General features: G+C 70.1%; 15 protein-coding genes. 8 read left to right on the top strand and 7 right to left on the bottom strand.

All coding sequences use genetic code 11. The features are described from left to right. Positions 1-96: 96 nt before the first annotated feature. From HCT63_RS01830 to HCT63_RS01815, 4 genes are read left to right on the top strand one after another with little or no spacing between them, the layout of a single operon-like run. Complete coding sequence (locus tag HCT63_RS01830; RefSeq protein ID WP_243842846.1) at positions 97-1641, top strand: APC family permease; 1545 nt, start codon at positions 97-99, stop codon at positions 1639-1641. Positions 1642-1697: 56 nt separating this feature from the next. Further along, the gene (locus HCT63_RS01825) at positions 1698-3143 is read left to right on the top strand and encodes a gamma-aminobutyraldehyde dehydrogenase (RefSeq protein WP_167000963.1); all 1446 of its coding nucleotides are present in this window, start codon (positions 1698-1700) and stop codon (positions 3141-3143) included. Further along, positions 3140-4483 carry a 4-aminobutyrate--2-oxoglutarate transaminase gene (gene gabT / locus HCT63_RS01820; protein WP_208322219.1) on the top strand — a complete coding sequence of 448 codons (1344 nt, stop codon included), beginning with the start codon at positions 3140-3142 and terminating at the stop codon, positions 4481-4483. Before HCT63_RS01825 ends, gabT begins: the two co-directional genes overlap by 4 nt. Beyond that, a complete protein-coding gene (locus tag HCT63_RS01815) occupies positions 4480-5982 on the top strand; it encodes an aldehyde dehydrogenase family protein (protein WP_167000960.1) in 1503 nt (500 codons plus the stop codon). Before gabT ends, HCT63_RS01815 begins: the two co-directional genes overlap by 4 nt. A 200-nt stretch (positions 5983-6182) precedes the next feature. Here HCT63_RS01815 and HCT63_RS01810 read toward each other — a convergent pair whose 3' ends face one another. Beyond that, positions 6183-8204 carry an Ig-like domain repeat protein gene (locus tag HCT63_RS01810; protein WP_167000958.1) on the bottom strand — a complete coding sequence of 674 codons (2022 nt, stop codon included), beginning with the start codon at positions 8202-8204 and terminating at the stop codon, positions 6183-6185. Positions 8205-8375: 171 nt separating this feature from the next. Here HCT63_RS01810 and HCT63_RS01805 point away from each other — a divergent pair, with 171 nt between their 5' ends. After that, on the top strand, positions 8376-9104 hold the full coding sequence (locus HCT63_RS01805) for an HAD-IA family hydrolase (protein WP_167000957.1): 729 nt from the start codon (positions 8376-8378) through the stop codon (positions 9102-9104). Next, entirely contained in the window at positions 9101-11596 is a 2496-nt protein-coding gene (locus tag HCT63_RS01800; RefSeq protein ID WP_167000956.1) for a glycoside hydrolase family 65 protein, read from the top strand. Before HCT63_RS01805 ends, HCT63_RS01800 begins: the two co-directional genes overlap by 4 nt. Positions 11597-11877: 281 nt before the next feature. Here the strand turns inward: HCT63_RS01800 and HCT63_RS01795 are convergent, their stop codons facing one another. Together HCT63_RS01795 and HCT63_RS01790 are read right to left on the bottom strand one after the other, a co-directional pair. Then, the gene (locus HCT63_RS01795) at positions 11878-12825 is read right to left on the bottom strand and encodes a DUF6801 domain-containing protein (protein ID WP_167000955.1); all 948 of its coding nucleotides are present in this window, start codon (positions 12823-12825) and stop codon (positions 11878-11880) included. 155 nt (positions 12826-12980) lie between these two features. Next, complete coding sequence (locus HCT63_RS01790; RefSeq protein WP_167000954.1) at positions 12981-14582, bottom strand: phosphatase PAP2 family protein; 1602 nt, start codon at positions 14580-14582, stop codon at positions 12981-12983. A 43-nt stretch (positions 14583-14625) separates the two neighbouring features. Between HCT63_RS01790 and serS the strand changes: the two genes are divergently transcribed. Beyond that, the gene (gene serS / locus HCT63_RS01785; protein WP_167000952.1) at positions 14626-15900 is read left to right on the top strand and encodes a serine--tRNA ligase; all 1275 of its coding nucleotides are present in this window, start codon (positions 14626-14628) and stop codon (positions 15898-15900) included. Then, positions 15897-16715, top strand: a complete 819-nt coding sequence (locus HCT63_RS01780; RefSeq protein WP_243842845.1) for an HAD family hydrolase — start codon at positions 15897-15899, stop codon at positions 16713-16715. The genes serS and HCT63_RS01780 overlap by 4 nt, the downstream gene beginning before the upstream one ends. Before the next feature lie 78 nt (positions 16716-16793). On the opposite strand, the gene HCT63_RS01775 is transcribed toward HCT63_RS01780, so the two are convergent. From HCT63_RS01775 to HCT63_RS01760, 4 genes are all read right to left on the bottom strand, one after another. Further along, entirely contained in the window at positions 16794-17429 is a 636-nt protein-coding gene (locus tag HCT63_RS01775) for a WhiB family transcriptional regulator (protein WP_167000950.1), read from the bottom strand. A 207-nt stretch (positions 17430-17636) separates the two neighbouring features. After that, a complete protein-coding gene (locus tag HCT63_RS01770; protein WP_167000948.1) occupies positions 17637-18197 on the bottom strand; it encodes a bacterial proteasome activator family protein in 561 nt (186 codons plus the stop codon). A gap of 59 nt (positions 18198-18256) precedes the next feature. Continuing rightward, positions 18257-19096, bottom strand: coding sequence for a galactose mutarotase (locus HCT63_RS01765; RefSeq protein WP_167000946.1), 840 nt, complete (start codon positions 19094-19096; stop codon positions 18257-18259). Beyond that, a complete protein-coding gene (locus HCT63_RS01760) occupies positions 19093-20070 on the bottom strand; it encodes an NAD(P)H-quinone oxidoreductase (RefSeq protein WP_167000944.1) in 978 nt (325 codons plus the stop codon). Before HCT63_RS01760 ends, HCT63_RS01765 begins: the two co-directional genes overlap by 4 nt. Positions 20071-20089 lie beyond the last annotated feature (19 nt).

The following is a 20089-nucleotide window of genomic DNA, read 5'->3' as shown; positions in this document are numbered from 1 at the left end:
GGGACCCACGAGCAGCCGTCGCTCCTAGCCTGCTTGACACCCCCGTGTGCGACGAGGTCGCCGCGCACTGCCCGGCTTGCTCCGAGGGAGATTCCCGTGACGACTTCGCCGCTCGATCCCACCGCGTCCCACGAACCCACGTCCCACACCGCCGACGACGCCCACCTCGCCTCGCTCGGCTACACCTCCGACTTCAAGCGCGACATGAACTTCTGGGGCAACTTCGCCCTCGGGTTCACCTATCTCTCGCCGGTCGTCGGCGTCTACTCCCTGTTCGGCACGTCGCTCGCGCAGGGCGGGCCGCCGATGATCTGGGCGATCGTGCTCGCGGCTCTCGGACAGCTGCTGGTCGCGCTCGTCTTCGGCGAGGTCGTCGCGCAGTACCCGGTCGCCGGCGGCGTCTATCCGTGGGCGCGCCGCCTGTGGGGCCGTCGCTGGGCATGGATGACCGGCTGGGTCTACATGATCGCGCTGACCGTGACGATCGCCGCCGTCTCGTACGGCGCGGGACCCTTCGTCGCGATCGTGCTCGGCATCGACGGGACCACCGCTGTCACCGTCTGGTGCGCGATCGGCCTGATCGTGCTCACGACCCTCCTCAACCTCGGGGGCACCAGGCTGCTCGCCAGGATCGCGTTCTTCGGTTTCGCCGCCGAGCTCGTCGGCGCCCTCGTCGTCGGCATCTGGGTGCTGCTCACCGAGCGGCACCACAGCGTCGGCGCGCTGTTCGACACGTACGACGTCCAGGGCGACGGCTCGTACTTCCCGGCGTTCGCCGCCGCCGCGCTCATCGGCCTCTATCTCTTCTACGGCTTCGAGGCCTGCGGCGACGTGGCCGAGGAGGTCAAGGATCCGGGTCGCCAGATCCCCAAGGCGATGCGGATGACGATCTACATCGGCGGCGCAGCGGCCTTCTTCATCACCTTCGCGCTCATCCTCGGAGTCCCCAGCTTCGCGGCCGTGTTCGCCGAGCAGGACACCGATCCGGTCAGCACCGTCCTCGAGAACGCCTTCGGGTCGGTCGGCTTCCGCATCGTCCTCGTGATCGTGCTGATCTCGTTCTTGTCGTGCGTGCTCAGCCTGCAGGCCGCGGCGAGCCGCATGATCTATGCGTATGCACGCGACGACATGATGCCCGGCAGCGCACTGCTCAAGCGGTTCTCGAGCGCCCGACACGTGCCCCCGTACGCGCTGTCGCTCGCGGCGCTGATCCCGATCGTCATCATCCTCGGCTCCCAGGTCTCCGACAACGCGCTCATACGGATCATCTCGTTCGCCTCGTTCGGCATCTATCTCGCGTTCATGATGGTCGTCGCCGCTGCCCTGCGCGCGCGCCTGAAGGGCTGGAAGCCGTCCGGCACGTTCACCCTCGGCCGGTGGGGCCTGCTCGTCACGATCGCCGCGCTCGCCTACCAGCTGATGGCCTCGCTCAACATGATCTGGCCCCGTACGCCTGACGTGCCCTGGTACGACAACTGGATCGTCGCCCTCGGCGCCGCGATCGTGCTCGGCGTCGGTCTCGTCTACATGCTGCTCGCCCGCCCGTACCGCCACTCCGACGCCGCCCACGGCGACGCGCTCAACATCGTCACGCCGTATCCGGGGGAGTCGGGTTTCGACAGGCTCAACCAACGGGATTAGCCCAACCAACGGGGTTTCGACAGGCTCAACCAACGAGATGACACAGGAGATCGAGGATGACCGACACCGTGCACGTCCAGAACTTCGTCGACGGCGCGCTCGTCGACACGCGGGACGGACGCCGTACCGACCTCGTCGACCCGACCACCGGGGAGACGTACGGCGACGCGCCGCTGTCCGGCCAGGCTGACGTCGACCTCGCGTACGAGTCGGCGGCCAAGGCGTTCGACACCTGGCGGCGCACGACGCCGTCGGAGCGCCAGCAGGCCCTCCTCAAGATCGCCGACGCGATCGAGGCGCGCGCCGACGAGCTCGTCGCGGCGGAGAGCCGCAACACCGGCAAGGTGATCCCGGTGACCATGGCGGAGGAGATCCCGCCGATGGTCGACCAGATCCGCTTCTTCGCCGGCGCGGCGCGCGTGCTCGAGGGGCGCGCCACCGCCGAGTACATGGCCGGCCACACGTCGTGGATCCGCCGCGAGCCGGTCGGCGTGGTCGGCCAGGTGGCGCCGTGGAACTACCCGATGATGATGGCCGTCTGGAAGTTCGCCCCGGCGCTGGCCGCGGGCAACACCGTCGTCCTCAAGCCGAGCGACACGACGCCGGTGTCGACGGTGCTGATGGCGCAGATCGCCGCGGAGTTCCTCCCCGCGGGCGCGCTCAACGTCGTGTGCGGCGACCGTACGACCGGTGCCGCCGTGGTCTCGCACCCGACGCCGGCGATGGTGTCGATCACCGGCTCGGTGGGGGCGGGCAAGCAGGTCGCCGAGGCGGCGTCTCACGACCTCAAGCGCGTGCACCTCGAGCTCGGCGGCAAGGCGCCGGTCGTGGTGTTCGACGACGCGGACATCGCGGCGGCGGCCGAGGGCATCGCAGTCGCGGGCTACTTCAACGCCGGGCAGGACTGCACCGCCGCGACGCGCGTGCTCGTCCACCCGCGCGTCCACGACGACTTCGTCGCGGCGCTCACCGAGCAGGCGAAGGCCGCCACCACCTCGTACGGGCGCGGCAGCAACGACGAAGACGCGTGGGTGCCGCCGGTCAACAACGCGAACCAGCTCGAGCGTGTCCTCGGCTTCCTCTCGCGCGTCCCCGACCACGCCACTGTCACGACCGGGGGCGGCCGGCAGGGCGATCGCGGCTTCTACATCGAGCCCACGGTCATCGACGGCCTGCAGCAGGAGGACGAGCTCATCCAGAGCGAGGTCTTCGGCCCCGTCATCACCGTGCAGACCTTCGAGCACGAGGACGAGGCCATCGCGAAGGCCAACGGCGTGCCGTACGCGCTCGCCTCGTCGGTGTGGACCAAGGACCTCGGGCGCGGCCTGCGGATGTCCAACGCGCTCGACTTCGGCTGCGTCTGGATCAACACGCACATCCCGCTCGTCGCCGAGATGCCGCATGGTGGGTTCAAGAGCTCCGGATACGGCAAGGACCTGTCCATGTACGGCCTGGAGGACTACACGCGGATCAAGCACGTGATGGCGAACCTCGAAGGATGACGACGATGACCGACCAGGCACGACTCCTCAAGACCGAGATCCCGGGGCCGCGCTCGGTCGAGCTGCACAAGGCCCGGGCGAAGCAGGTGGCGCGCGGCTTCGGCATCACGCTGCCGGTGTTCGTCGATCACGCGGACGGTGCGCTCCTCGTCGATGTCGACGGCAACCGGCTCATCGACATGGGCTCGGGCATCGCCGTCACGAGCGTCGGTGCTGCGGCACCCAAGGTCGTGGCACGGATCGCCGAGCAGGCGGCGAAGATGACGCACACCTGCTTCATGGTCACCGAGTACGAGGGCTTCACCGAGGTCGCCGAGGCGCTCAACCGCCTCACGCCCGGCGACCACGAGAAGCGGACGGCGCTCTTCTCCACCGGCGCCGAGGCGGTCGAGAACGCGGTGAAGATCGCGCGCGCGGCCACGGGCCGTCCGGCGATCGTCGTGCTCGACCACGCGTACCACGGGCGCACGCTGATGACGATGACGATGACGGCCAAGAACGTGCCCTACAAGGAGGGCTTCGGGCCGTACGCGCCGGAGGTCTATCGCGCGCCGATGGCATACCCGTACCGCTACGACGGCGACGAGAAGGCGTGCGCCGCCGACGCCCTGGCCACGCTCAAGGACATCGTGCTCACGCAGATCGGCGCGCACAACGTCGCCGCGATTGTCGCCGAGCCGATCCAGGGCGAGGGCGGGTTCATCGTGCCGGCCGAGGGGTTCTTGCCGGGCGTGGTCGAGTTTGCGCGCGAGCACGGCATCCTGTTCGTCGCGGACGAGATCCAGACCGGGTTCGCGCGGACGGGCCGCATGTTCGCGAGCGAGCACGAGGACATCGTCCCGGACCTCATCACGACCGCGAAGGCGCTGGCCGGCGGCATGCCGTTGTCCGCGGTGACGGGGCGCGCCGAGATCATGGACGCGGTCGCGCCCGGCGGGCTCGGCGGCACGTACGCCGGCAACCCGGTCGCGTGTGCGGCGGCGCTCGGTGCGATCGAGACCATCGAGAGCGAGGGGCTCGTCGCGCGGGCGGCGCAGATCGAGCAGCGGGTCACGCCACGGCTCGAGGAGATGCGCGCGGAGTCCGGTGGGCGGATCGGCGACGTCCGCGGCCGCGGGGCGATGCTCGCGATCGAGCTCGTCGAGCCCGGCACGAAGGACCCGGCGCCGCGCTTCGCCCAGGCCCTCGCCGCGCACTGCCATGCGGAGGGCGTGCTCGTGCTGGTGTGCGGGACGTACGGCAACGTGATCCGGCTGCTCCCGCCGCTGGTGATCAGCGACGCGCTGCTCGACGACGCGCTCGGCGTGCTCGAGGCCGGCGTGCAGGGCCTCCCCGCATGACCGCGGCCACCGACGTCTCGTACGACCCGCGCACCGGCGGCGTGAACGGTGAGGTCGCCGCGACTCCACCGGACGAGGTGGACGCGATCGTCGCCGCGGCCGCCGCGTGCGCGACGGAGGTGGCCGCCATGCCACCGACCGAGCGCGCCCGCTGGTCCGGCGCGATCGCCGACGCCCTCGAGGCCGCGCGCGACGAGCTCGTGGACCTCGCGGACAAAGAGACCGCGCTCGGGCGACCTCGTCTGGAGGGCGAGGTCGTCCGAGCGGCAGGACAGCTGCGGTTCTATGCCGATGTCGCGATCGAGGGCTCGTACCTCGGTGCCACGATCGACCACGCGGCCGGAGCCAACCCCGCGCTCGCCCGCGTCAACGTGCCGCGCGGACCGGTTGCGGTGTTCGGCGCGAGCAACTTCCCGTTCGCGTTCAGCGTCCTCGGCAACGACACCGCGTCCGCGCTCGCCGCGGGTTGCCCGGTCGTCGTCAAGGGCCACCCCGCGCACCCACTGCTCAGCCAGCGGCTCGGCGCGCTCGCGACCGACGCGCTGCGCGAGGCCGGTGCGCCCGACGGCGTCTTCGGGATCGTGCACGGCTTCGACGCCGGCGTACGGCTCGTCGAGGAGCCGCAGATCACCGCCGTCGCGTTCACGGGCTCGCAGCGCGCAGGCATGGCGCTGCGCGACGCGGCCGAGCGGCGTACGGCCCCGATCCCGGTCTTCGCCGAGATGGGCACCGTCAACCCCGTGGTGGTGACTGCCGCTGCGGCCGACGCACGCCTCGACGAGATCGCGTCGGGCTTCGTCGGCTCGTTCACGCTGGGCACCGGCCAGTTCTGCACGAAGCCCGGCCTCATGCTCGCCCCGCACGGCTCAGGCGCCGCCGCCGCCGTCGCCGACGCGCTCCGCGACGCCGCACCCCAGGGCTGGTCGCTCACCGAGGGCATCGCCGCAGCAGCCCGTACGGGCGTCGGCGAGCTCGTCGACGCCGGTGCGGAGGTCGTCGCGTCCGTCGACGGCCCCGAGGCCGGATGGTCCGTCGCGTCCACCGTCCTCTCCGTCCCGCTCGACGCGCTGGAGCCGGGGAGCCGGCTGCTGGAAGAGTGCTTCGGACCGGTCGCGCTCGTCGCGGAGTACGGCGACGACGAGGACCTCGCCCGTACGATCAACGCCCTGCAGGGCACGCTCGCTGCGGCGATCATGGCCGACGGCGAGTCCGACCCGGACCTGCCCGGCCTCCTCGCCCAGCTCTCCACCAAGGCCGGGCGCGTCACCGTCGGCGACTTCCCGACCGGCGTCGCGTACACATGGGCGCAGCACCACGGCGGCCCCTGGCCTGCTACCTCCGACCCGACCGCGACGTCGGTCGGAGCCTCCGCGCTGAGCCGCTTCACGCGGCCCGTCACCTACCAGTCGGTGCCGGAGTCAGCGCTTCCTGCGCCGCTGCGCGACGACAACCCGTGGCGCATCCCGCGCCGCGTCGACGGCCGGCTCGCGCTGCCCTGACGGCGCTGAGCGAACGACCGAGGCCCCCGATCCCGGAGGGAGGGACCGAGGGCCTCGGGTGCGGTGCGCCACGTCGTCCTGGCGAGCCGCCGGACGCCGTGCCGCCCCAAAGGGCGGCGGTCCCCGGTCTCGTGAGGGTGAGACCAGGGACCGCCTCGTACGACACCGCCCGTCCGATCACGGGCGGCGCCGACGTCTCATCAGCGGCGCTTCTTGACCGCGACCTTGATCGTCTTGGTCGCCGCACCGGTGGTCGCGCTGCCGAGGTAGCGGACCTTCAGGGTGACCTTGCCGGCCTTCGGCAGCTTCTTCAGCGTGACCGTCGCGATGCCGGAGGAACCGACCTTCGCCGTCCCGATCTTCTTGCCCTTGGCATAGATCGCGACGGTGCCACCGGGCTTCACACCCGGCGCCTTCACCGTGACGCGCACCTTGGCGCGGGTCTTCTTGGCCACGACCTTCTTGGTCGTCATCTTCGCCGTCAGCGAGGCCTTGGCCTTGGTCACCGACACCCGCACCGACCCCGTGGAGGCCTTCGTCCGCACGTCACCGGAGTACCGCACCGACAGCGTGTGCGCGCCAGGCTTTAGCGCCGTACGAGGCAGGGTCACCGACGCCTTGCCGCCCGCGACCTTAGCCTTGCCCAGAACCGTCGTGCCCTTGCGGACCTCGACCGTGCCCGTCGCACCGGCAGGCGCCACCGACACGTTCACCTTCGGAGCGGCCACGCCGTAGCGCACGGTCGACGCCGACGCCGCCACCTTCGAGGCGACCGGGTCCACGATCGGCGCGCTTGCGATGACGAGGCTCTCGCCCTCCATCGCCGTGCAGTCGAGCCCAACCTTCTTGATCATCCCGCCGAGCACGCCCGGGTTGAGGATCGAGTTGATGAAGAACTTCTTCGGCATCGACACCGAGAGCTCGCCCGACCTGGGCGCGGTCAGCTGGGGAAGTCCGCCCATGACGGGGATCCTGACCCCGTCGGACGGGATCGGGAGCGACATCGGCACCATCGCGGACCGCAGCCCGGACATCGGCACCTCGTACGACTTGCCCGTCGCCGACTCCGTGAACACCGCCGTCGCCGTCGCAGCACCGCCGACCTCGATCTGGCCGAACCCTGCCTCGTCGAGCGGCGGCGGGGCGTCGACCGGCGCTGCGGTGATGTCGCTCCCGGCGAGCAGCTCGGCCATCGGCTGCGCCATCTTCAGGTCGATCGCGGTGTCGCGCACCTTGAACTTCTCGCCCGGCGCGAGCGTGGTGGGCATGTGGGCCCTCACGTCCACGCGGAACGTGACGTCACCGCCCATGACCATGTTGACGAGGTTGCTCGTCCCCGGGTCGACGGGATCGTTCTCGTTGCCGATCTCGCCCGTTTCCATGTTGGCGCGGATGGCGAACGCACAGCGGTAGCGGACGTCGTTCAGGACGCCGCGCGCCGTGGTCCCCGGGTCGACGACGTCGACGGTGATCGAGCCGGTCGACTCGTCGCCGTCTCCATCGGTCAGCGTGTAGGTGAACGAGTCCGTGCCGACGAAGCCCGGGTCGGGGACGTAGGTGATCTTGTGCTGGATCGCCGCGAAGTTCGACGCGACGGAGTCGCTCGGGTCCTCCGGCGGCGTGAAGAACTTGACGAGCTCGCCGTGTTCGGGCTCGCCGTAACTGAACGAGTTCTCCGTCCACGTCCACGGGAACGGCCCGCCGGTCTCCGGATCGCGGGCGTACGGCCACGCGTCGAACGGCTTGTCCTTGCTGGTCGTGAAGCGCAGGTCGCGGACGTTCGCCAGCAGGTTCTCGATGCTGAACCGCACCGTCGACGTGCTGGACTCGCCGGCACTATCCGTCGCGGTGTAGGGGAACGAGTACTCGCCGACCGGGTCCTGCTGGTTCATGTTGATCTTGGCGGTGTCGCCGACGATCTCGATGTTGCCCCCGGTCTCCCCGTTCGGGCCGGTGATCGCGCCCGCGGAGTACGTGATCTCGCCGGACCCGCCGCTCGCCGCGAGCGTCGCGGTGCCGATCGGGAAGAATGGCGTCCGGTACACCGGTTTGTCGAGCGTGATGTCCTGCGTGACAGGCGCGTCCGCCGCGACGGCGCCGATCGCCGCGTTCGCTGGTGAGGCCGCTCCGAGAGCGGTGGTCGTTCCGAGCACGAGTGCGCCGGCGGCGATCGCCGCAATCGTCCGGCTCATGGCAGCGCGGCTGCGCTGACGGTGGTCCATCTGGTCTCCCTCCAGAGGTCGACGCGATTCACGCCGTACCGAATAACTCACTGTGACACAGTGAGATACGTCACGTGAATAAGATTTGAGAACTTCCTCGAATAAACGCCGACGCCGCCGCGCCTGGACACACGTGACGCGACCGCAACCTCGACGCCATACCCTCGAAGAGTGAGCAGATCCCCGCTGGTCCGCTGGGCCGACTACGACGCCGTGCTGTTCGATCTCGACGGCGTGCTGACACCGACTGCCGAGGTCCACATGCGTGCCTGGGCCGCGCTGTTCACCTCGTATCTCGACGAGCACCACATCACTCCCGCATACACCGACGCCGACTACTTCGCGTACGTCGACGGCAAGCCCCGCTACGACGGTGTCCGCACGATGCTCGCCTCCCGTGGCGCCACGCTGCCCGAGGGCGATCCCAGCGACCCGCCGACGGCTGAGACGGTCTGCGGCCTCGGCAACCGCAAGAACGCCGAGTTCGAGCGCGAGCTCGCCGCGAACGGCGTCGCCGCGTACCCGGGCTCCGTAGCCCTCCTCGACCACCTCGCGACCCTCCCGATCGGCCTCGCCGTCGTCTCGAGCTCGGTCAACGCGCCCGCCGTACTGGCAGCCGCGGGCCTGGCCGACCGCTTCTCGGTAGTCATCGACGGCGCCGTCGCGCGGGCGCACGGGCTGCCGGGCAAGCCCGCCCCGGACACGTACGCGTTCGCCGCCAAGGAGCTCGGCACGGACGACGCGCACTCGGTCGTCGTCGAGGACGCGGTCTCCGGCGTCCAGGCGGGCGCCGCGGGCGACTTCGCCCTCGTGATCGGCGTCGACCGCGGCGCAGGCCACCAGGTGCTGCTCGACAACGGCGCGGACATCGTCGTCTCCGACCTAGGGGAGCTCGCATGACCCCCGTCCCGCGCGACACCCCGCGCCCCGTCTCCGACTACCTCGACCGTCACCGCTGGCCGATCGACGAGTGGCGCCTCTCGGAGCGGTTCTTCAGCGCCGACGACCTCGGTCGCACGGAGACGCTGTTCGCCCTCGGCAACGGCTATCTCGGCCTGCGCGGCAACGTCGAGGAGGGGCGCGAGTCCCACAGCCACGGCACGTTCGTCAACGGGTTCCACGAGACGTGGAAGATCAACCACGCCGAGGAGGCGTTCGGGTTCGCCCGGGTCGGGCAGACGATCGTCAACGCGCCGGACGCGAAGGTCATCCGGCTCTACGTCGACGACGAGCCGTTGCTGCTGCCGGTCGCCGACCTCATCGAGTACGAGCGCACCCTCGACCTCCGTACGGGGGTGCTGTGCCGCGAGATCGTCTGGCGCACGCCCGCCGGCAAGCGTGTCCGCATCAAGGCGCAGCGCATGGTGTCGTTCACGCAGCGCCACCTGGCGGTGATGACGTTCGAGGTCACGCTGCTCGACGCCGCCGCGCCGATCACGCTGTCGTCGCAGATCCTCAACCGCCAAGATGGCGAGGACGAGTACCACGTCCGCTCCGCCGCGATGGGCGAAGGCGCCGACCCGCGCAAGGCCGAGCGGTTCGGCCGGCGCGTGCTGCTGCCGCAGCTCCAGCACGCCGACGAGGAGACCGGGCGGGTGATGCTCGGCTACAAGGCCGCCGAGTCCGGCATGACGCTCGGTGTCGGGGCCGACCACTCCATCGAGACCGTCGACCCGGTGCAGCGCCAGATGCAGGTCGACGACGACATGGCCAAGGTCGTCTACCAGATCGACGCGCAGCCCGGCCACACCGTACGCCTCACCAAGGTCGCCTCGTACCACACCTCGCGCGGCGTCCCCGCCCGCGAGCTCCTCGACCGGTGCCGCCGCACGCTCGACCGGGTCGAGGCCGAAGGGCTCCGTCGGCAGTTCGACGACCAGAAGGCGTGGCTCGCCGACTACTGGGCGAAGGCCGACGTCACCATCGGCGGCCAGCCCGCGCTGCAGCAAGCGATGCGCTGGAACCTGTTCCAGGTCGCGCAGGCCTCCGCCCGCGCCGAGGGGGCCGGCATCCCCGCGAAGGGCGTCACCGGCTCCGGGTACGGCGGCCACTACTTCTGGGACACCGAGATCTACGTGCTCCCGTTCCTCACGTACGTCTATCCCCAGCTCGCCCGGTCCGCGCTGCGGTTCCGCTACAACATGCTGCCCGCCGCGCGGCGCCGCGCCCGCGACCTCTCGAACCGCGGCGCGCTCTTCCCATGGCGCACGATCAACGGCGAGGAGGCGTCGGCGTACTACGCCGCAGGCACCGCGCAGTACCACATCGACGCCGACATCTCGTACGCCCTGAGCCGCTACGTCGACGCGACCGGCGACACCGACTTCCTCATGCGCGAGGCGGTCGACATCCTTGTGGAGACCGCGCGCCTGTGGACCGATCTCGGCTTCTGGCGCAGCGAGGGACGCGGCTCGTTCCACATCCACGGCGTGACCGGACCCGACGAGTACACGACGGTCGTCAACGACAACTTGTTCACGAACGTCATGGCGCGCTTCAACCTGCGCCGGGCCGCGCGGGCGGTGCGCGAGCTCGAGCGCGCGTGGCCGCAGGCGTACGGGCGGATGGTCGCGCGGCTGCACCTCGACAGCGACGAGGTCGAGGAGTGGGAGCGGGCCGCCGAGGCGATGGCGATCCCGTACGACGAGCACCTCGGCATCCACCCGCAGGACTCGCACTTCCTCGAGCGCGAGGTGTGGGACCTCGCGCACACGCCGGCGGACAAGCGGCCGCTGCTGCTGCACTACCACCCGCTGGTGATCTATCGGTTCCAGGTGCTCAAGCAGGCCGACGTGGTGCTCGCGCTCTATCTGCAGGGCGACCAGTTCACGACCGAGCAGAAGCGCAGCGACTTCGAGTACTACGACCCGATCACGACCGGCGACTCCACGCTGTCGGCGGTCGTGCAGGCGTTGATCGCGGCCGAGGTCGGCTACTCGGACATGGCGGTGCGCTATTTCACCGAGGCGCTCTACGTCGACCTCGCGGACCTGCACGGCAACGCCTCCGACGGCGTCCACGTCGCGTCCACCGGCGGCGTGTGGGGCACGCTGGCCAACGGGTTCGGCGGGTTCCGCGACTACAACGGCGAGTTCTCGATCGACCCACGGCTGCCTGTGAGCTGGGACGAGCTGGTCTATCGGCTGACGATCAAGAAGAGCCGGATCCGCGTGCGCGTCACGGCCGATGCCGTCGAGCTCACCGTCGAGGAAGGGCCGGGCGCGAAGTTCTCCGTACGGGGCAAGATCGTGCACGTCACCGCCGCGGAGCCCGTCGTGGTTCCGCTGGCGGACCAGGGCCCCGTCCTCGCCGGAACACCCGGCCCCGGCCCGCTCGAGGGCGTACGCCGCGCCGACGGCTCCATCATCACCGCCACCGTCCCGCACCCCTAGAGCACGCCGCGCCACCTCGGAGGCGCCTCGGATCGAGCGAGTGCCCGGGCCCTCCGCTCTCTCGGTTCGTTGGGGTACCCCAACGAACCGACGCCGCCCTACTGGGCCGGTTGGGGTAGGTCGGGCCTCGGTCGGGTACCCCAATGAATGGCCTGGCGGAACGGTCCCCGACCCCGAAACGAGCGAGTGCCCCGACCCGTGGGCGGGCCGGGGCACTCGTCCCCTCGGAGGATCCGTACGGCGTCGCCGCCGATGACGTGCTCCCGAGAAGGTGCGGGTCGTTACTTCCTGACCTTCACCTTGATGGTCTTCGTCGAGCCCTTGGCGTACGCCGACCCGCCGTAGGTCACCTTGATCTTGTAGGTGCCCTTCTTCTTGAACTTCTTGAGCTTGATCGTCGCCTTGCCGTTCTTGACGGTGCCCTTGCCGACGGTCTTCTTGCCGATCTTGGCGGTGACCTTGCCGGACGCCTTCGGCGAACCGGCCGAGACGGTGACAGCGATCTTGGCCTTGGTCTTCTTGGCCTTGATCTTCTTGGGCGAGACCTTCGCAGCGACCTTCGAAGCGTTCTTGTTGATCGCGACCGAGCCGATGACGCGGCTACCTGCCGTCTTGCACGCCAGCGTGACGCCGATGCGGACATCGTCCACGTTGATGACGGTCGCGGCGATGCTGAAGGCGGCGGGCATGCTGAACGAGGCCCGAGTGTGGGCAGTTGCCGGGACCTTGATCGCGGGCACGTCGCCCACGGTCGCGATGTTCCACGGGGCGCCAGCCGTTGCGGGAACAGCGGCCTGCGCAGCCCTCAGGTTCGCGATGCCGACCGTCAGCGTCGACGAGCCGGGCGCCGAGAGGCTGACCTTGGCGTCCTTGGACTCGCCGCCGGCCGTGCGCCCGCGAAGGATGTCGTACGTCGCCTCACGCAGCGTCTCGGGGAGCGTCAGCGTGATGGTCGTCTTGCGGGTGGGCAGCGTCTGGTTGCGGTTGACGACACTCGGGACCTGGACCTGCGCACGCACACCCAGGACGTGGTTGCCGAGCGGAAGCGCGCCGGCATCGACCTTGCAGGTGTAGTTGAAGCGCTTGTCGAGGTTCACGTTGGCGGCGTTGGCTGCCGGTGCACCGGCGAGCACCAGGCCTCCGACTCCCGCGACCAGTGCAGTGCTTGTCGCGGCCGCTGCGAATCGCGTACGACGCTTGCCCGTAGGGGCAGGCTTCGACTGAAGCATGATCGGTCTCCCTCCGAAGGAACGGTGCGATCTGCACCACATGCGAAAGAGAGTTCAACACCCGGTTACCACGAAGGGAACACGCCAGTGACTTCCGTTACCTAACCGTGACATTTGCCCGTGCGGCACGCGCGGTCGCGTGCCCAGCCACGTCCTCAGCGGGGCACGCGGACCAGCAGAACGCCGGGCTCGACGGTCGCGCGGAGCTCGGTGTGGTCGCCGATCGGGTCCCCGTCGAGCTGCATCGGGGTCGGTCGGTCCGTCCGCAGCGTCACCGTACGGCCGGTCATCCGGTCGAGCCGCTCGTCGGTGCGCTTGCGACGGGCGAACAACCGCAGCCCCACCGACAGGAACGCAAACTTGTGCGGCGGCGCGATCGCCACGACGTCGATCTCACCGTCGTCGATCTGCGCGTCCGGCAGCAGCGGCAGGCCGCCCTGCAGGAACCCCACGTTGCCCACGACCACGGTCAGCGCGCGGCGGCGTACGAACGGCCCGTCGTCGATCGAGATCTGCACCCGCGTCCTGGGGAACCGGAACAGCTGCTTGACCCCCGAGACCACGTACGCGAGCCAGCCGACGCGCTTCTTGAGGTCCTCGTTGGTGCCCGTCATGATGGCCGCGTCGAAGCCGAGCCCCGCCATGACGAGGAACGTCGTCGAATCCTCCGAGCCGTCGATCGACAGCCGCACGATGTCGATCGCTCGGTCCTGGCCGACGAACGCGTTGTCGATCGCGTCGCCGGTGTGCAGCGGCAGCGAGAGGTTGCGTGCGAGCAGGTTGCCGGTGCCGAGCGGGATCACGCCGACCCCGATGCCCGTACGGGCGAGCTCGCCGCACGCCTCGCGTACGGTGCCGTCGCCGCCGGCCACGATGATCAGGTCGGCCTCACCCTCGAGCGCCTCGACGGCCTGCGACGCCCCCGGATCCTCGACGGTGGTCTCGAAGAACCGCGGCTCCGCCCAGCCGTGCCGGGCCGCAGCGTCGCGCACCTTCGTACGGAAGGCCTCCGGGTCGCCGACCTTGACCGGGTTGAGCACGACGCCGACCTGCCGGCGCCCCGTACCCGCGACGGCAGGGTGGGTGGGCTCCTCCACGGCGTACGCCGTACGGGTGAACAGCCACCAGAGGAACAGTGCGATCGCCGTCCCCAGCGCCCATCCGGCGACGACGTCGGACAGGTAGTGGACGCCGAGGAAGATGCGGTCGAGCCCGACGAGCACCCCGCAGGCGATCCACAGCACGCTCAACAGCGAGCGCAGCCCGCCTCGGCGTACGACCAGCAGCGTGACGATGACCATGATCGTCGAGAAGGTGGCGCCCGCCGTCGCGTGCCCGCTGGGGAAGGAGAAGGTGTCCAGCACCTGGATCGGGTCGTCGAACGTCGGCCGGGGGCGCTCGATCAGCCGCTTCAGCCCATAGACCGCGGCGTACTGGACGGCGATCGACAGCCCGATCCACACCGCGATCCGGTAGGACCGCCGCGCCAGCGCATACACGGCGACGATCAGCAGGACGATGCGCAGCGCCCACGGCCCGAGCCAGTCAGCGACCCACAGGAGAACGTCCGTGAGTGTCGCGCTGCCCACCACCGCCTCGTGCGCGGCGTCAGCGACCCGCTGGTCGAGGTCGATCAGCGGCGCCCACTCCCACCACACCGCAGCGGCGAGCGCGACGAAGACGGCGAAAAGGACGCCGCACGTCGTCGGCAGGAGGGCAGGGCGCGCCGGCCGGGCGCGGCGAAGGTCGATCGGCACCCGATCAGGGTAGTCGTGTCAGCCACGCCGATAGGCTGGGGGAATGATCGATGTTCGTACGCTGCGTGACAACCCTGACGAGATCCGTGCAGCCCAGGGCCGCCGCGGTGAGTCCGAGGCTGTCGTCGACGAGCTGATCGCCGCCGACGAGGCACGCCGCTCGTCGATCGGCCGGTACGAGGCGCTGCGGGCGGAGCAGAAGCAACTCGGCAAGCAGGTCGCCAAGGCCACCGGCGACGAGAAGGCCGCCCTGCTGGCCCGTACGAAGGAGCTCGCCGCACAGGTCAAGGAGGCCAACGCAGCCGCCGACGCCGCAAGCGCGACGTTCGACACGCTCTTCGCGACGCTGCCCAACCTGGCCGCTCCCGAGGCACCCGCGGGTGGCGAGGACGACTTCGTGGTCCGCGAGATCGTCGGCGAGCCGCGCGACTTCGCCGCCGAGGGGTTCGAGCCGCTCGACCACCTCGAGATCGGCAAGCGCCTGGGCGCGTTCGACATCGAGCGCGGCGCCAAGGTCAGCGGCGCACGCTTCTACTTCCTCACCGGCATCGGCGCCCAGCTCGAGCTCGCGCTGGTGCAGATGGCGATGGACCGCGCGAGCGCCTGGGGCTTCACCCCGATGATCCCGCCCGCGCTGGTCAAGCCGTCGGCGATGGAGGGCACCGGGTTCCTCGGCCAGGCCGCCGACGACGTCTACCACCTCGAGAAGGACGACCTCTATCTCGTCGGGACGTCCGAGGTGCCGCTCGCGGCCTACCACTCCGACGAGATCCTCGACGCCCAGACGTTGCCGCTCCGTTACGCGGGGTTCAGCCCCTGCTACCGCCGTGAGGCAGGCTCGTACGGCAAGGACACCCGGGGCATCTTCCGGGTGCACTGGTTCGACAAGGTGGAGATGTTCGTCTACGCGAAGCCCGAGGACTCGTACGCCGTGCACGAGGAGCTGCTCCGGCACGAGCAGGACTGGCTCGACGCGCTCGAGCTCCCGTACCGCGTCATCGACGTCGCGGCCGGCGACCTCGGCCTGTCGGCCATCCGCAAGTTCGACTGCGAGGCGTGGATCCCCACCCAGGGCAAGTACCGCGAGCTGACCTCCACCTCCAACTGCACGAGCTTCCAGGCGCGCCGCCTCGCCATCCGCATGCGCGACGGCGAGCAGATCACCCCGCTCGCCACGCTCAACGGCACGTTGATGGCGTCGACCCGGACGATCATCGCCCTCCTCGAGAACCACCAGCAGGCCGACGGGTCCGTCCGGGTCCCCAAGGCGCTGCAGCCCTATCTCGCAGGCCGAGAGATCTTGGAGCCGCTGTCTTGACGTTGACCTCACACTCCACCGACGACGCCGCCAGGACCTGGCGGCCCCGCATGATCGCCCTCGACATCGACGGCACAATCGTCGACTACGACAACGTGATGACCGACGCCGTCCGCGAGACGGTCCGCGCCGCAGCCGACGCGGGGATGCACTGTGTGATCTCCACCGGACGCGCCGTGCCGGGCGTCATGGACGCGGTCGCCAAGCTCGGCTTCGACGAGGGTCTCGCAGTGGCGAGCAACGGCTCCGTGGTCTTCTCGTACGACCCGATCACGCTCCTGCACACGGTCACTTTCGACGCCGGCCCCGCTGTACGGGCGCTGCTCGAGGCGGTGCCGGACGCTGCGGTGGCGGTCGAGAACGTCGGCGTCGGCTACCGCATGAACAAGGCGTTCCCCGACGGTGAGCTGAGCGGCACCATGGCGCACGAGCCGGTCGAGGACCTCATCGCCGAGCCCGTGAGCCGCGTGATCGTCCGCAGCCCGAATGCCTCGGCCGAGGAGTTCGCCGAGTTGGCACACTCGCTCGGGCTCGAAGGCACCAACTACTACGTCGGCTACACCGCCTGGCTCGACCTCGCACCCGAGGGAGTCTCCAAGGCGGCCGGGCTCGAGCACGTGTGCGCCGAGCTCGGTGTCGACCGCGCGGAGGTGCTCGCGATCGGCGACGGCTCCAACGACGTCGAGATGCTCGAGTGGGCCGGACGCGGGGTCGCGATGGGCCACGCTCCACTGCACGTCCAGGCCGTTGCCGACGACGTCACCGAGACCGTCGAGAACGACGGCGTCGTACGAGAGCTCGAGAAGTACCTCTGACCTGGCCCGACGACGCCCAATGGCGCCCGTCGGGCTCTCCCTGGGCCGGCCACCCCCGTGCGTGGCCGGACTCAGGGATCACGCGCTGAGGGAACAGGGCGGCTGGACGGTGTCGGCGACCGTGCTCGTCGAGCCCCTGCCCGACATGCTGGCCGAGACCACCTCGTCGAAGACGTCCAGGACCTCGTCGACCGTCGGCCGTGTCGTCCGAGTGCGCGCCGGGGCGACCGGACGCGGTTGCGTCGACGCCTCGCGCAGGTGGCGCTTGACGGTGGACAGCGAGCACCCGAGCCGCTCGGCGAGCTGAGCGAACGTGTCACGGGGGTAGAGGCGTCGCGCCGCAAGGATCGACTCGTGGTCGACCGGCGAGCCTGCCGTACGGACGCCGGCGATCCGGTCGATGTCGGGCGGCGTCAGCCTGATCCCGAGGCGGGAGCGCATCTCGGCGCGATCCTCGGGTGAGGTGCAGGCGGCGTAGCCCGCGACCTCGCCGTCCACGACGGCGCGATAGAGGCACTGGGTGAGAAGCGGGCACGCGGCACATGCTTCGCGTGCTTGGGCGTGAGCAGCCAACCACGCGTCCCAGCTCTCACCGGAGCGGGACAGGTCTTCGAGTGGTTCGCTGAGAGTGTCGTAAACGTCGGGCATCTGGGCGCAGGCGGGGACGACGTCCGTGTGGGCGTCGACCTGGCGGCGGTCCGAGACGATGTGCATGGCGACTGCATCTCCTTGTGGACTTCGAGATGCAGAAAGTCAAACATCGGTGTCAAGAGACATATCAGGGCGAACGTACTCAGACGGACGCAAATGTCTACTCAACGCCAGGCGAGTACCGGTCACACGTCTCACACCGTAGCGCCAATAAAGGTCACCCGCACAAGTTCTGTTACGGATCCGTGACCGTGGCCCGGGGTCGTCAGCTCAGAGGTACATGCCCGGCCGCTGCTGCGGACCGTCCTCGGCCACCTGTCCGGGCACGCCGGGGCGGCCCTGGACCGGGACTCCCTGAGCCCCCGGGAGCGCACGACGCATCTGCTGCAGCTGCGCCTGCGACGCCATCTGCTGGGCGTAGATCGCCGTCTGGATGCCGTGGAACAGTCCTTCGAGCCAGCCGACGAGCTGTGCTTGGGCGATCCGGAGCTCGTCGTCCGACGGCGTCGTCTCGTTGAACGGCAGGCTGAGGCGCTCGAGCTCTTCGACCAGCTCGGGGGCGAGCCCGTCCTCGAGCTCCTTGATGGAGGTCTGGTGGATGTCACGCAGACGCGCGCGGCTGGCCTCGTCGAGCGGGGCGGACTTCACCTCCTCGAGGAGCAGACGGATCATGCTCCCGATCCGCATCACCTTCGCGGGCTGCTCGACGAGCTCGGTGACCGAGCGTCCCTGGGATTCGTCCTCGGCCTCTGGCTCCGCGACGGGTTGCCCGTCGGGCCCGATGACCTGGTGGTGCTCGCTGCCGGTGTGGTCGAACGGTTCGCCTGCCATCCATCCACTGTAGTCAGGCAACGGCGATGCCGAGGATCGGCGACGGCATTCCGCGCTGGCTAGGCCGCGCGCGAGAGCGTGAACGCGAGGGTGTGCTGCTCCCCAGGAGCGAGCACGACCAGGTCCACCCCCGACCGGAACGCGTTGGCGGGGCACGAGCACGGCTCGACGGCGACGGAACGGCGGTCGGGCGGCGTATACGCCTGCAGCCAACGGACCCCGGCTCCCAGCCCGACCACGGTCCGGCCCACCCGCACGACCGGCGCCCCGAGGTGCCCGTACGCGGTGTCGAGCGTGGTCGTACCGATCGGTCGCGACTCGCGGAAGTCGTACGGGGTTCCCGCCACGCCGGCCGTCCCCGTCGGGAGGCGCCGGTCCGCCGACGTCTCGACGAAGCAGGCCGCGTCGAGCGCGAGCGGGGTCTGCGCGACCGGATCGGCGACGAGGTATGGGTGAAAACCGCTGCCGTACGGGGCGTCGCCCTCTCCGGTGTTCGTGGCGACGAGCGACGCGGCGAGCCCTGCGTCGGACACCATGTAGGCCAGGTCGAGCCGGATGGAGAACGGATATCCGGCAACGCGGGGCACGTCGGCCTGTAGGCCGACGGACGCCGACATCTGCTCCACTATCTCCCACTCCACGTCGTGGACGAGCCCGTGCAGCGCCGTGTGCTCCTCGGTCTCGTTGAGCGCCACCTCGTACGTCACGCCGTCGAACTCGTACGTGCCGTCCTCGAGGCGGTTGGGCCACGGGGCGAGCACGGCACCGCGGTACGCGGGGTGGCTGCCCTGACCGTCCTGCGGGACCACCACGTCCTCACCGTCGTGCACCAACGACGCGAGCCCGCCCCCGTACGGGTTGACCGTCGCCGACCACGCCCCGTGCGCGAGCGTGATCACAGCGTGAGCACGACCTTGCCGACGTTGCTCGACGCGTCGAGGACCCGGTGTGCCTCGGCGACGTCCTCAAGCGGGAAGGTCGCGTGGATCACCGGGTTGAGCGTCTGGTCGGCGAACATCGACCACGTGCTCGCCGCCAGGTCGGACACGATCTCGCCCTTCTGGACCGCCGGCCGGCCGCGCAGGCTGATGGCGGCCACCGAGCCGCGCTTGGCGAGGAGGGCACCGAGGTTCAGCTCGCCCTTCACCCCGCCCTGCAGCCCGATCACGACGAGCCGCCCGTCGTGGGCGAGGGCCGCGACGTTGCGCGGGAGGTAGGCCGCGCCCATGTTGTCGAGGATGACGTCGGCACCGTGCCCCTCAGTGGCGGCGCGCAACCCCTCGACGAAGTCGATCTCGCGGTAGTTCATCGCGACGTCGGCGCCGAGCTCACGGCACGCCTCGAGCTTGGCCTCGGACCCTGCGGTCACGGCGACCCACGCCCCGAAGGCCTTGCCCATCTGGATCGCCATCGTGCCGATCCCCGATGCCCCGCCGTGCACGAGCAGGCGCTCGCCCGGCTGGAGGTCGGCGGTCATGAACACGTTGGACCACACCGTGGCCGCAACCTCCATCAGCCCGCCGGCCGCTACCTGGTCCATGCCCTCGGGCAGCGGGGCCACCTGCTCCTGGGGGACGGCGACCTTCTCCGCGTACCCGCCGCCGGCCAGCAGCGCGACGACGGGGTCACCGACCTTCCAGCGGGTGACGTCGGCGCCGACCGAGGCGATCAGGCCGGAGCACTCGAGGCCCAGCACGTCGCTCGCGCCTGGCGGCGGCGGGTAGTGCCCCTGCCGCTGCAGGACGTCGGCGCGGTTGACCCCTGCGGCCACCACGTCGATCACGACCTCACCCGGTCCGGCGACCGGATCGGGGAGGTCGACCACGGTCAACGCCTCGGGCCCTCCGGGCTCCTTCACCACCACGGCACGCATGGCCACACCGTACCGTCGG

This window comes from Mumia sp. ZJ430 (assembly GCF_011751845.1).
GTDB lineage: Bacteria > Actinomycetota > Actinomycetes > Propionibacteriales > Nocardioidaceae > Mumia.
The sequence above is the reverse complement of the archived record's forward strand: the minus strand, read 5'-3'. Positions and strand labels throughout refer to the sequence as shown.

Bases quoted from the DNA above. Each gene is read 5' to 3' on its own strand.
- HCT63_RS01825 (WP_167000963.1), top strand. From the start codon at position 1,698: ATGACCGACACCGTGCACGTCCAGAACTTCGTCGACGGCGCGCTCGTC.
- gabT (WP_208322219.1), top strand. From the start codon at position 3,140: ATGACGACGATGACCGACCAGGCACGACTCCTCAAGACCGAGATCCCG.
- HCT63_RS01815 (WP_167000960.1), top strand. From the start codon at position 4,480: ATGACCGCGGCCACCGACGTCTCGTACGACCCGCGCACCGGCGGCGTG.
- HCT63_RS01810 (WP_167000958.1), bottom strand. From the start codon at position 8,204: ATGGACCACCGTCAGCGCAGCCGCGCTGCCATGAGCCGGACGATTGCG.
- HCT63_RS01800 (WP_167000956.1), top strand. From the start codon at position 9,101: ATGACCCCCGTCCCGCGCGACACCCCGCGCCCCGTCTCCGACTACCTC.
- HCT63_RS01795 (WP_167000955.1), bottom strand. From the start codon at position 12,825: ATGCTTCAGTCGAAGCCTGCCCCTACGGGCAAGCGTCGTACGCGATTC.
- serS (WP_167000952.1), top strand. From the start codon at position 14,626: ATGATCGATGTTCGTACGCTGCGTGACAACCCTGACGAGATCCGTGCA.
- HCT63_RS01775 (WP_167000950.1), bottom strand. From the start codon at position 17,429: ATGCACATCGTCTCGGACCGCCGCCAGGTCGACGCCCACACGGACGTC.
- HCT63_RS01770 (WP_167000948.1), bottom strand. From the start codon at position 18,197: ATGGCAGGCGAACCGTTCGACCACACCGGCAGCGAGCACCACCAGGTC.
- HCT63_RS01760 (WP_167000944.1), bottom strand. From the start codon at position 20,070: ATGCGTGCCGTGGTGGTGAAGGAGCCCGGAGGGCCCGAGGCGTTGACC.